12 protein-coding genes are annotated in these 12,231 nt (G+C 69.7%); 8 read left to right on the top strand and 4 right to left on the bottom strand.

Annotation, left to right across the window (positions count from 1 at the left end; genetic code table 11):
- The first annotated feature begins 22 nt into the window (after positions 1-22).
- Genes ON41_RS25850 through ON41_RS25840 form a run of 4 tightly spaced genes read left to right on the top strand, consistent with a single transcriptional unit; the run spans position 23 to position 3,352 of the window.
- Complete coding sequence (locus ON41_RS25850; protein ID WP_040750507.1) at positions 23-1,819, top strand: ABC transporter family substrate-binding protein; 1,797 nt, start codon at positions 23-25, stop codon at positions 1,817-1,819.
- The gene (gene mshB / locus ON41_RS25845; protein WP_040750380.1) at positions 1,816-2,733 is read left to right on the top strand and encodes an N-acetyl-1-D-myo-inositol-2-amino-2-deoxy-alpha-D-glucopyranoside deacetylase; all 918 of its coding nucleotides are present in this window, start codon (positions 1,816-1,818) and stop codon (positions 2,731-2,733) included. The genes ON41_RS25850 and mshB overlap by 4 nt, the downstream gene beginning before the upstream one ends.
- A 44-nt stretch (positions 2,734-2,777) precedes the next feature.
- Positions 2,778-2,936 carry a hypothetical protein gene (locus ON41_RS42380; RefSeq protein ID WP_169336513.1) on the top strand — a complete coding sequence of 53 codons (159 nt, stop codon included), beginning with the start codon at positions 2,778-2,780 and terminating at the stop codon, positions 2,934-2,936.
- A complete protein-coding gene (locus ON41_RS25840; protein ID WP_051162478.1) occupies positions 2,933-3,352 on the top strand; it encodes a hypothetical protein in 420 nt (139 codons plus the stop codon). Before ON41_RS42380 ends, ON41_RS25840 begins: the two co-directional genes overlap by 4 nt.
- On the opposite strand, the gene ON41_RS25835 is transcribed toward ON41_RS25840, so the two are convergent.
- The gene (locus ON41_RS25835; RefSeq protein WP_083905656.1) at positions 3,297-4,922 is read right to left on the bottom strand and encodes a PH domain-containing protein; all 1,626 of its coding nucleotides are present in this window, start codon (positions 4,920-4,922) and stop codon (positions 3,297-3,299) included. The two genes, ON41_RS25840 and ON41_RS25835, sit on opposite strands and share 56 nt — an antisense overlap.
- Before the next feature lie 53 nt (positions 4,923-4,975).
- Entirely contained in the window at positions 4,976-5,500 is a 525-nt protein-coding gene (locus ON41_RS25830) for a PH domain-containing protein (protein WP_051162474.1), read from the bottom strand.
- Between the two features lie 117 nt (positions 5,501-5,617).
- Between ON41_RS25830 and ON41_RS25825 the strand changes: the two genes are divergently transcribed.
- The gene (locus tag ON41_RS25825) at positions 5,618-8,218 is read left to right on the top strand and encodes a bifunctional FO biosynthesis protein CofGH (RefSeq protein ID WP_040750378.1); all 2,601 of its coding nucleotides are present in this window, start codon (positions 5,618-5,620) and stop codon (positions 8,216-8,218) included.
- Between the two features lie 56 nt (positions 8,219-8,274).
- Here ON41_RS25825 and ON41_RS25820 read toward each other — a convergent pair whose 3' ends face one another.
- Positions 8,275-9,429, bottom strand: coding sequence for an MFS transporter (locus ON41_RS25820; RefSeq protein WP_040750504.1), 1,155 nt, complete (start codon positions 9,427-9,429; stop codon positions 8,275-8,277).
- A 79-nt stretch (positions 9,430-9,508) separates the two neighbouring features.
- On the opposite strand from ON41_RS25820, the gene ON41_RS25815 reads away from it, so the two are divergent.
- The 3 genes from ON41_RS25815 (at position 9,509) to dapC (ending at position 11,574) form a co-directional block, all read left to right on the top strand.
- Positions 9,509-9,982 (top strand): MarR family winged helix-turn-helix transcriptional regulator, encoded by a 474-nt coding sequence (locus ON41_RS25815; RefSeq protein WP_051162472.1) that lies wholly within the window; start codon positions 9,509-9,511, stop codon positions 9,980-9,982.
- A 160-nt stretch (positions 9,983-10,142) separates the two neighbouring features.
- Positions 10,143-10,466, top strand: coding sequence for a ferredoxin (gene fdxA / locus ON41_RS25810; protein ID WP_040750377.1), 324 nt, complete (start codon positions 10,143-10,145; stop codon positions 10,464-10,466).
- 4 nt (positions 10,467-10,470) lie between these two features.
- The gene (gene dapC, locus ON41_RS25805; protein WP_040750376.1) at positions 10,471-11,574 is read left to right on the top strand and encodes a succinyldiaminopimelate transaminase; all 1,104 of its coding nucleotides are present in this window, start codon (positions 10,471-10,473) and stop codon (positions 11,572-11,574) included.
- A gap of 167 nt (positions 11,575-11,741) precedes the next feature.
- Here dapC and ON41_RS25800 read toward each other — a convergent pair whose 3' ends face one another.
- Positions 11,742-12,203 carry an acetyltransferase gene (locus ON41_RS25800; RefSeq protein ID WP_040750375.1) on the bottom strand — a complete coding sequence of 154 codons (462 nt, stop codon included), beginning with the start codon at positions 12,201-12,203 and terminating at the stop codon, positions 11,742-11,744.
- Between the last annotated feature and the right edge of the window lie 28 nt (positions 12,204-12,231).

The raw sequence follows: 12,231 nt of genomic DNA, 5'->3' as shown, positions 1-12,231 counted from the left end.
GCACTGTAGAGTGCCGGTCGTGATGCCGGGGGCAAGTTTTCGGGCCAAGTGGCGCGCGGCGGTGCTGGTGTTGGCGACGTCGGTGACGGTGCTCGCCGGGTGCACGGCGAATCCGCCGCCGCCGATCGAGAGCACGGACAGCCCCAAGACGACTCCGGCCAAGCCCACCAAGAGCACGGTGGTGGTGGCCGTCGACGACATCGGGATCGGGTTCAACCCGCATCTACGGTCCAATCAGTCGCCGGCCACGAACGCGGTCAGTTCGATGGTGTTCCCGAGCCCGTTCCGGCCGTCCTCGTCGCCGACGACGCCCGGCGGGACCGACTGGACGCCCGACAGCGCGCTGATGGTGTCGGCGGACGTGTCCTCGCAGGAACCGTTCACCCTGACCTACAAGATCCAGAACCAGGCGTCCTGGTCCGACGGCGCGCCGATCGCCGCCGAGGACTTCCGCTACCTGTGGCAGCAGATGATCAGCCAGCCGGGCGTGGTCGACCCCGCGGGATACCGGCTGATCTCCGATGTCAGCTCCTCCGAGGGCGGTAAGACGGTCACGGTCACCTTCCGCGAGCCCTATCCGGCGTGGCGGCAGCTGTTCACCGATCTGCTGCCCGCGCATCTGCTGAAGGATTCGCCCGGCGGTTTCCAGCGGGCGCTGGCCGTCGAGCGCGGCCTCATCGACCAGAACCCGATCTCGGGCGGGCAGTTCCGGGTCAAGCAGGCCGATTCCGGCCGCGAGGAGATCCTGCTCGAGCGCAACGACCGGTACTGGAGCACGCCGGCGGTCCCGGACCAAATCCTGCTGCGGCGCGGCGGCACCACCGCCCAGCTGGCCGAATCGCTGCGTTCCGGTGATGCCCAGATGGCGCTGGTGCGCGGCGGCACGGCGACACAGGCTCAGCTGCAGGCGATTCCGGCGGTGCGCACCTCGATCATGCCGCAGGCGCGCGTGCTGCAACTGGCGCTGAACGGGCGCACGGGCGATCTCGCCGATCCGCGGGTGCGGCACGCCGTCCTCGGACTGCTGGATCCGACACTGCTGGCGACCGTCGGCGCCCAGACCGGATCGTGGATGGATCCGGCTCGCGCCCAAGTACTTTCGCCCGCGGATCCGGGGTACGCCCCGACCGCGCCGCCGCGGCCGTCTACGGACGAGGCGTTCGGGATGCTCGCCGAGGCCGGCTTCGCCCGCGCGCCCGAACAGCCGCAGCAGGGCGCCTCCTCGCCGACTTCGCCTGCGCCGCAGCCGCGTCCGCTCGCGAAGAACGGTAAGACGCTGGTCGTCCGCATCGGCGCGGTCGACAAGGACACCACCTCGCTGGCAGTCGCCAATACCGCCGCCGACATGCTGCGCAGCGCCGGTATCGACGCCGGTGTGCGCAGCTACTCGGCGGAGGATCTGTACGGCAAGGAGTTGCTGGAGGGGACGGTGGACGCGGTCGTCGGCTGGGAGCGGGCCGGTGACGATCCGGCCACCGTGCTGTCGTCGCGCTACGGGTGCCCGCCCGCGTCGACCGGTACCCAGGACGACACCACCACCTCCTCTCAGATCGAGGCGATTCGCAAGGCGCCCAGCAATATCGCGGGCGTCTGCGATCCGGCGCTGCAGCCCGCGATCGATGCCGCCGTGCGCGGGACGGACGCGCCCAAGGTGCTCGGCGATGTCGAGCCGAGGCTGTGGGAACTGGGCACCGTCCTGCCGATCATGCAGGACAACGGGGTGGCGGCGGCCAGCTCGCGCATGGACGGGGTCTCGCTGAGCGGCGCCAGCGAGGTCGGGATCTTCGGCGGGGCGGCCACCTGGCGGCGGCTGTCGTGAGCGCCGACGCCACCGGCGGCCTACTGCTGGTGCACGCGCACCCCGACGACGAATCCATCGCCACCGGCGGCACCATCGCGCACTACCGCCGCCGCGGCGTTCCGGTGACCGTGGTGACCTGCACGCTCGGCGAGGAGGGCGAGGTCATCGGCGAGCAGTGGGCGCAGTTGGTCAGCGCTCGGGCCGATCAGCTGGGCGGCTACCGGATCGGCGAATTGTCCAGGGCGCTGGCCGCATTGGACGCCGGTTCGCCGCGGTTCCTGGGTGGCGCGGGCCGCTGGCGGGATTCCGGGATGGCGGGAGAGACCTCCGATCCGCGCTTGCTCGAGACCCTGCATCCGCGCGCGTTCGTGAATTCGGGCCAGGCGGCCGTCGACGCGCTGGCCGAGGTTCTGCTCGAGGTCCGGCCGCAGGTGGTGGTGTGTTACGACCCGCGCGGCGGCTACGGGCATCCGGATCACATTCGCGCGCACCGGGTCACGATGGCCGCGGTCGACGCCGCGGACGCCGGGGGCTGGGCCGTGCCGAAGGTGTACTGGACGGTGACCGACGGTGAGGTCCTGCGCCTGCACACCGAGGCTCTGGCCCGCCGCACGGTCGATCGGCTGCCCGGTGCGCTGCCGGCGGGCTGGCGGCTACCCGCGGTCGGCGAATTGCCCTGTGTCGCCAGCGAATCCGTCACGACCTCCATCGATGTCTCGGATGCGCTCGCGGCCAAGCGCGCCGCCCTGCGCGCCCACGCGACGCAGGTGACCGTGGCCCCCTCCGGCCGCGAATTCGCCCTCTCGAACGATATCGCGCAGCCGATCCTCCCGGAGGAGCATTTCATCCTCGCCCGGGGACGGCTGGGGCCCGTCGAGACCGACGGGAAGGAACACGACCTGTTCGCAGGGCTCGGGGACGCCGGGCGGTGATCTTGTCTTACGGGCACGAGGCTGCGCCGCCTACACTGACCCGCATGTACAACTGGAGCCTGCAGGACGCGATCGCGGCGTTCGTCGAGAGCCAGAAGCCCAACTGGCAGGCGCAGCACGATCTGTACCTGTCGGTGCTCTACGGGTTCGTCGATATGCAGAGTCACCTGCTGACCCTGCTCGGCTTCCCGCCGGTGCCGTGACGGCCACCTCGATCGCCCGCGCGGGCGGCGCGGCCGGTGTGCGTCCGCCCGGTTGGGAGGGGCTCGGGGGCGTCCTGGCCGGAGTCCTGGTCTTCGACGGTCTGCTGTCGCTGGCCCTCGAGGTCCTGTACCTGCCCACCTACCTCGGCGCGACACCGTTCCCGATCACCCTGCTCGTCGCGGCGGTGGTGAACGTGCTGCTGGTGATGGGTATGGGCGTGGTGGCCTCCCGCCCCGCCGCCCTGGCCCTCCCGCTCCTGGCCTGGCTCCTCGGCTACCTCATCTGCGCCACCGGCGGCCCCGGCGGCGACGTCATGCTCACCGACAGTTGGACCTCCCCCGCCCTCCTCGCCTGCGGCCTCATCCCCGCCGGCTTCTACCTCTTCCGCAGGACCTTCCTCCGCCCCCGCCCGTAACCCCCGGCGTGACCTCCTCGATCAACTCCCACGCTCGCTCGATGGGAACGTCGACCACGTGATACCGCTTCTTCCCGGCGGCCGTCGCGGCGACGAGGGTGGCGAGACCGGCCCGCCGCTGGAAGAAGGTCTGCCGTACGGTCCAGCCGATGATTCCCGGCGCCTCGATACAGTCCCGGTCGCGGTCCAGCGAGCCACTGCGAGTGATCAACCAGGTAGGCCGCCGATCTGCAGCGGGCAGGACCGCATGCCCGAGCCCCCGATACCTGTCGTACGCCAAACCCGTTGCCCCCACCGCGAACACCACCAGCACCACCCAGGCCCACACCGGAACATTCACTCCCGCACCGGCAACCACCCCGAGCGCAACCGCCACCGCCGCAACGGGTCCCACCGCCCGCGTATACCGACGCTGCCGAGCCCGAGTTCCGTGCGCTACCAACGGAATAGTCGCCGGAGCTGCGGCCGTCGCAGCGAGATCCCGGCCAAAAGCATGCCGGGAAAATGAGGGCGCTTCGCTTGCGGAAAGCGCGTGCGTTTCGTCCGAGAGAGGCGTGTGGGTTTCGTTCGACGGCGGGGCGAGGTTTCGGTCGAACTGGCTTGTCAGGAGGTGGCCCAGGGTGCGTTCCACGGCTGCGCGGGGGGCCTGGGGGAGGATTTTCTGGCGGGGGCTGGTGCCGGTCATGATCGACTCGAGTTCGGCGCCGCCGGCCAGGCGTAGGAGGAGTGGTTCGTTCACCGTGGCGCCGCGCAGGCGGGCGAGGTCGAGGGTGGTCTGGCGGGTGGTGAACAGCCCGTGGCGGATGTGGAGGGTCCGGCCGTCGTCGAGGACGCGGAGGCCGAACCACGTGGCGAGGTAGCGCGCGCATCCGGCCAGGCTGACGATCGCCACCACCGCGGCGACCAGCGCCACGACCACGGCGGTGAGGAACCACGCGCTGCGGTCCTCCACACTGTGCACGGCATCGGATCGGAAGACGGCTTCGGCGAGGCCGTACTGGAACGCCAAGCCCACGGCCGGCGCGACGATGGCGAATCCGGTCAGCGACAACGGCGCGTACCGCACCCAATCCCGTTGCCAGTGGCCGATTTCCACGCTCTCGCGCCCCTGCGAGACGGATTCGTCGGCGGTCGACTCCGCGCCGGATGTCTCCTCCGCCTCGGCCTCCCGCAGATGCCGCAGCAGATCCACCCGCAGACCCGGAACCAGCCGAGCGTCCAGGGCATCGAGTTTGAACTGCTCGTCCGAGCCCGCCTGCTGCCCGGTCCCGATGGTCAGCACCGCGAGCCCCAGCGCCCGATGCAGCGGATCCGCCTCGATATCGACCGACCGGATGCGCGACCGCGGCACCGCCAGCAGTTTGCGCTGCACCAGCCCCGTGCGGAGTTCGACATTGCCGGGACCGATGCGATAGGTGGTGGTGAACCAGCGAGCGACGGCCAGGCCCACGATCACCGCGAGCGCGACCAGCCCCCACCCGGGATTGTCGTTCCGGGTCCCGACGATCACGGACAGGATCAGCACCGGGATGTACCGCACCACTTCCCGGACGGGATGTACCAGCAACATCCGTTTGTCCAGCCGCTGCCAGGAGGCGTGGGCCACCGCGGAGGTTTCCGCGCTCACGTCGCATCCCCTCGATGCCGGGCGGCAATTTCGGTCAGCCGTGCGACGGTCTGCTCGGCGACCGGCAGATCCAGGGCGCTGATCCGCACCGCCCCCGCCGAGGACGCGGTGGTCACCGTGACCGTGGCCAGCCCGAGCATCCGTTCCAGCGGCCCGCGCTGAGTATCGACGGTCTGGACCCGGGTGATGGGCGCGACCCGGCTCTCCTGGGTGAGCCATCCGGTGCGCGTGTACACCGCCTCGTCGGTCACCTCCCAGCGGTGCACCGCGTACCGCCACATCGGAACGGCGAAGACCACGACCGCCGCCACCACCAGCGTGGCGAGTACGCCCGCGGCCTGCACCGCCCGGTGATCGGCATCCACGACCACCCAGATCACCTCGCCGATCAGCACGATCGCCCATCCGATCGCGGGCCCGAGCGCCCACAGCAACCGGGCGCGAGGACTCGGCCGCCACGCGGGCCCGGCCATGATCGTCCGCTCGGGCGATGTCGCGGCCCGATCGAGGGGAGCAGCCATGCAGTCATCGTTTCACGGAATTCGCCCATTTCGCCGGTCCGCACGGAATAGTCCACCGGAATGCCAGGTTGTGTCACGGCACAGGTACCGGAGGGAGAGAACGCGGATGGTTGACGCATGATCGAGGGTGTGACGGATCTACCGAACCCTGGCATCCCGCCCACAGCCCCGGCCGCGTCGGCGATGCGCCGCGCGCTACGGCGAGCCCGCGACGGAGTCACGCTCAACGTCGACGAGGCCGCCGTCCTGCTCCACGCCCGCGGCGACGACCTGGCGGAGTTGAAAGCCAGCGCCGCCCGCGTGCGCGACGCGGCGATGGAGTCCGCGGGCCGGTCCAAGACCATCACCTACTCCAAGAACGTCTTCATCCCGCTGACCAAGCTCTGCCGCGACCGCTGCCACTACTGCACCTTCGTCACGGTGCCGGGCAAGCTGCGCGCGGCCGGCAAGGGCATGTATCTGACGCCCGACGAGGTGCTCGACATCGCCCGCAAGGGCGCGGCGCTGGGCTGCAAGGAGGCACTGTTCACGCTCGGCGACCGGCCGGAGGACCGGTGGCCGGAGGCGCAGCAGTGGCTCGACGAGCACGGTTACGACTCCACCCTGGACTACCTGCGGGCCGTCTCGATCATGGTGCTCGAGGAGACCGGCATGCTGCCGCACGTCAATCCCGGCATCATGTCGTGGGAGGAGGTCGCGCGCCTCAAGCCCGTCAGCCAGTCCATGGGCCTGATGCTCGAGACCACCGCGACCCGGCTGTTCTCCGAGAAGGGCAACTGCCACTACGGCAGCCCCGACAAGGACCCCGCGGTGCGGCTGCGCGCGATCACCGATGCCGGGCGGCTGTCGGTGCCTTTCACCACCGGCATCCTGGTGGGCATCGGCGAGACGCTGTCCGAGCGGGCCGAGTCCATTATGGCGATTCGCAAGCAGCACAAGGAATTCGGTCACATCCAGGAAGTGATCGTGCAGAACTTCCGGGCCAAGACCGATACCGCCATGCGCGACCATTCGGATGCCGATATCGAGGAGTTCCTGGCCGCGGTCGCGGTCTCGCGCCTGGTGATGCCGCCGGACGTGGCGATACAGGCGCCGCCGAATCTGGTCTCGCAGGCCGAGTGCCTGGCGCTGATCGACGCGGGCATCGACGACTGGGGCGGCGTCTCGCCGGTGACCCCCGACCACGTCAATCCCGAACGGCCGTGGCCGAATCTGGACACCCTGGCCGAGATCACCGCGGCGGGCGGATACCGCCTGGCCGAGCGCACCTCCGCGCATCCGCGTTACGTGCAGGCCGGGAGCCCGTGGGTCGATCCGCGGATCGGCGCGCATATCGCCGCCGTCTCCGATCTCGAGACGGGGCTGGCGAATCCGGATGCGGAAGTGCGGGGACTGCCCTGGCAGGAGCCGGACGAGTCGTGGGAGTCCACCGGCCGCGTCGATCTGAACACCGCGATCGATACCGACGGCCGGAATACCGAGGCGCGCAGCGATTCCGGGCTCGGTGGCGAGGGGCTCGGAGCGTTCGGCGACTGGGAGACCGTGCGTGAGCGGGTCCGTGAGCTGGCCGTCAGCGCGCCGGAGCGGTTCGACGCCGATGTGCTGTCCGCGCTGCGGGCGGCCGAGCGCGACCCCGCCGGGCTCACCGACGACCAGTACCTGGCGCTGGCCACTGCCGACGGCGCCGAGCTGGATGCCGTTGCGGCACTGGCGGATCAGCTGCGCCGCGACACCGTCGGCAACGACGTCACCTACATCGTCAACCGCAATATCAACTTCACCAACATCTGCTACACCGGCTGCCGGTTCTGCGCGTTCGCGCAGCGCAAGGGCGACGCCGACGCGTTCTCGCTGTCCGCGGAGGAGGTCGCCGACCGCGCCTGGGAGGCGCACGTCGAGGGCGCCACCGAGGTCTGTATGCAGGGCGGTATCGATCCCGATCTGCCGGTCACCGGCTACGCCGATCTGGTGCGGGCGGTGAAGAAGCGGGTGCCGTCGATGCACGTCCACGCGTTCAGCCCGATGGAGATCGTGAACGGGGCCTCGCGCGGCGGCCAGAGTATCCACGACTGGTTGTCGGCGCTGAAAGACGCTGGGCTGGACACGATTCCGGGCACGGCTGCGGAAATCCTGGACGACGACGTGCGCTGGGTGCTCACCAAGGGCAAGCTGCCCGCCTCGGCGTGGATCGATGTGGTCACCACCGCGCACAAGCTCGGCATCCGGTCCAGCTCGACCATGATGTACGGCCACGTCGACAACCCGAGCCACTGGGTCGGCCACCTGCGGGTGCTGCGCGGAATCCAGGACGAGACACAGGGTTTCACCGAATTCGTCCTGCTGCCGTTCGTGCACCAGAGCGCCCCGCTGTACCTGGCCGGCGCCTCCCGCCCCGGCCCGACCATCCGCGACAACCGCGCCGCCCACGCCCTGGCCCGCATCATGCTCCACGGTCGCATCGACAACATCCAGACCAGCTGGGTCAAACTCGGCGCCAAGGGAACCCAGGTCATGCTCGACGGCGGCGCCAACGACCTCGGCGGCACCCTGATGGAGGAAACCATCTCCCGCATGGCCGGCTCCGAACACGGCTCCGCCAAAACCGTCGCCGAACTCACCGACATAGCCACAGCCATAGGCCGCCCCACCCGAGAACGCACCACCCTCTACGGCCGCCCACCCCACCGAGCCCCGGCATTGTCCTTGCAGGTGGGGTGACACCCGCTCCGGCCGATCACGTTTCCGGCACGCTTTTGGCCGGAATCCACAGCCGGCTACACGGTTGCCGTATGTCGGTCGCGACGGAGCATGTAAACGGCGAGGGCAACGCTGGTGGCGGTGAGGGCAGCGGCGATCAGAGGGAGTGCTCGGAGTCCCGGTCCCTCGGCGATGGTCCAGCCGCCCAGGCGGCCTGCGAGGGCCGCGGCCAGCTGATAGCCGGCGGCGTTGAGGGCGATGGCGAGGGTGGGGGCGGCGGAGGCGGCGCTGATTACCCGGGATTGCATGCCGGGGATGACGGCGAAGGCTAGGGTGCCGAGGAGGAAGACGAGAACCGCTGCAACCGAAGGGATCTCGCCGCCGACCCAGAACAGGGCCAGGGCGATCGTCAGTGCGGTGAGCAGGCCGATCAGGGCGGGGAGGAGGGCTCGGTCGGCGAGGCGGCCGCCGAGCTGGTTGCCGACCACCGCGCCGACGCCGTAGATCAGGAGCAGGGCGGGCACGGCCGCGGCGGAGAAGTCGGCGATATCGGTGAGCAGCGGGGCGATGTAGGTGAAGACGCCGACCACGCCCAGGCTGCCCAGCGCGGTCAGGGCGATAGCGAGCAGGAGGTTCCGGTCCGTCAGCACCCGCAGCTCGCCGAAGACGGAACCCGTTGCGGCGGGTGGAAGTTCGGTGACGAACCGCAGCACCATCAGCAATCCCAGCCCGGCGATCGCGGCGACGGCGACGAAGGTGGCCCGCCAGCCCAGGTGCTGGCCGACGACCGTGCCGACCGGCGTGCCGAGGACGATGCCCAGATTCATACCGAGCGCCACCTGCGCGATCGCCGAGGCCGCCCGGCCCTCGCGCGCGGTCCCCACCGCCGTCGCGATGGCCAGCGCGAAGAACGTCGCCACGATCAGCCCGGCCGCGAACCGGGTGACGACGAGCATCGGATAGCCGGGCGCGAGGGCCGACCCGAGATTGGCCAGCACCGCGAATCCGACCAGTCCGACGATCAGCCGCCGCCGCGGCACCCGCGCGGTCAGCACCGTGACCACCGGCCCGCCGACGATCATGCCCAGCGCGTACGCGGTGACCAGCAGGCCCGCCGACGGCACCGGCACGGCGAGATCGCCCGCCACCTCCGGCAGGATCCCGGCGATCGCGAATTCACCGGTGGTGAGGCCGAATACGACCAGCATCAGGGACAGGACGGGTAGGCGCATCGCCACTCCATATAGTTATAGTTCGAATAATTCGAACTATAACTATCACAGCTCGAACCATCACGGCTAGACTCGTGGCATGAGCCGGTGGCCCGAGGGGGAGTCGCAAACCCCCGTGGACAGTGAGATCGATCGCGATGTCTGCCATCTGGTGCACTCGTTCACCCACCGCCTCGACGTGCACGTCAGGCGGGTCTCCGAACAGCTGGGCCTGACGCCCACGCAGGTCATCGCGCTGCGCGAGCTGTCGGAGCCGATCACCGCGCGGGAGTTGGCCGTCCGGATGACCTGCGAGCCCTCGAACGCCACCTTCGTGCTGGACAAACTGGAGGCCCAGGGCCTGATCGAGCGCACACCGCACCCGACCGACCGGCGCGCCAAGCGGATCGAACTCACCCCGGCCGGTCAGGACAGTCGTGCCGCGGTTCTCGCCAAGCTGGGGACCGGATCACCGCTCACCTCACTCAGCGATACTCAACAGCGGGAATTGCGAGACCTGTTGCGGATGTTGGTCACTACGGTGGAAACCGATTCGACCGAACAGGATTCGTAACCGGACGGCAAGGCTTCGACCAGGGGGTGCGCCGTTCCACGCCGCGCTGCGGGCCGCACCGAGTTAGGCAAGGCTGACCAGTAGTAATGTAAGGGCGCCGGGATACTGTTGCGCGGGCGCGGAAGTATCCCGCAGGCAAGGACAGACTAGGAGAGCGGCAGTGCCGTACATCATCGCTGAACCGTGCGTTGACGTGAAGGACAAGGCGTGCATCGAGGAATGCCCCGTGGACTGCATCTACGAGGGCAACCGCATGCTGTACATCCATCCGGACGAGTGCGTGGACTGTGGTGCATGTGAGCCCGTGTGCCCGGTGGAGGCAATCTTCTACGAGGACGACACGCCGGACCAGTGGACCGGATACATCAACGCCAACGTCGACTTCTTCGACGAGCTGGGCTCGCCCGGCGGCGCCACCAAGGTCGGCAAGACCGACTACGACCCGGCGTTCATCAAAGAACTCCCGCCCATGGCGAGCGAGTAACGGTTTGTCGCAGCGTGGCCGGGTCAGCAGTCTGCTGCCCGATTTTCCTTGGGACACCATCGCTTCCGTGAAGGCGCGGGCGGCGGCTCACCCCGACGGGATCGTCGATCTGTCGGTGGGCACGCCGGTCGACCCCGTCGATCCGCTGATCCGCGAGGCGCTCGCCGCGGTCGCGGAGGTGCCCGGCTATCCGGCCACGCACGGCACGCCGCAGTTGCGCGCGGCCACGGTCGACGCGCTGAAGCGGCGGTACGGCATCACCGGCGTCGAATCCGACGCGGTGCTTCCGGTGATCGGCACCAAGGAATTGATCGCGGGCCTGCCGCGGCTGCTCGGTCTCGGCGCCGTCGATCTGGTCGTGATTCCGGAGGTGGCGTACCCGACCTACGAGGTGGGCGTGCTGCTGGCGGGCGCGCGCGTCGCCCGTGCCGACGGCCTGACCCAGCTCGGCCCGCAGTCCCCGGCGCTGATCTTCCTGAATTCGCCGTCCAATCCGACCGGCCGCGTGTTGGGGGTGGACCATCTGCGCAAGGTGGTGGCCTTCGCCCGGGAGCGCGGCGCGATCGTGGCGTCCGACGAGTGCTACCTCGGCCTGGCCTGGGACGAGCGCGCGGTGTCGATCCTCGATCCCGAGGTCTGCGACGGTGACCACACCGGGCTGCTGGCCATCCACTCGCTGTCGAAGACGTCGAATCTCGCCAGTTACCGCGCCGGATTCGTGACCGGCGATCCGGAGCTGGTGCGCGAGCTGCTGGAGGTGCGCAAGCACGCCGGGATGATCGTGCCCTTCCCGATCCAGTCCGCCATGACCGCGGCGCTCGGCGACGACGCGCACGAGGCCCGGCAGCGCGAGCGGTATCGGGCTCGCCGCGAGATCCTGCGAAAGGCGTTGCAGGCGGCCGGTTTCCGCATCGACCACTCGCAGGCCGGCCTCTACCTCTGGTCCACCCGCGGCGAGAACTGCCGCACCACCCTGGACTGGCTGGCCGACCGCGGCATCCTCGCCGCCCCGGGCGACTTCTACGGCCCCACCGCCGCCGAGCACGTCCGCATCGCCCTCACCGCCACCGACGAGCGCATAGCCGCCGCCGTCGCCCGCCTTTCCTGAACCCCTAGTTCCCGCAGTGCGCTCGACACGGCGGGCATGAAGTGATCTGACGACTCCCGTGGTGGCGGGGATGGCGGGCATGAGGTGATCTGACGACTCCCGTGGTGGCGGGGATGGCGGGCATGAGGTGGCCTGACGTCTCCTCGTGGTGGCCGGATGGTGGGCGCTCAGTCCCCGGGGACCGCGAACACCAGGTGCACCAGGGGGTACGGGCGGCCTTCCGAGTCGGTGTCGGAGCGGCCGGTGACGACGAAGCCGTGGTGCTGGTAGAAGCCGAGGGCCTGGGGGTTCTGTTCGTTGACGTCGACGGTGAGCGACGGGTAGCGGTCGAGGGCGGCGTGCAGCAGGGCCGACCCGACGCCGCGGCCGCGGTAGGCGTCATCGATGAACAGCATCTCCAGCTGGCCCGAGGCGAGTCCGGAGAAGCCGACGATGCCGCCGTCGACGGTCGCGACGGTCAGCTCGACCGCGGGAAAGTAGTCGACGGCCAGGTGGCTCTCGATATCCGCGAAGTCCGCCGGCGCCAGGAAATGATGGGTCGCCAGGACGGCGCTGCGCCACACGTCCACCAGTTTCGGATATTCGGCAGGCCCCGCACAGGGTCGCAGGTCGATCGTCGCGTCGCTCACTGTACGGATGGTAAAGGGTCGCGCGAGG

Origin of the sequence: Nocardia transvalensis NBRC 15921 (assembly GCF_000308875.1) — a bacterium.
Lineage (GTDB): Bacteria > Actinomycetota > Actinomycetes > Mycobacteriales > Mycobacteriaceae > Nocardia > Nocardia transvalensis.
The sequence above is the reverse complement of the archived record's forward strand: the minus strand, read 5'-3'. Positions and strand labels throughout refer to the sequence as shown.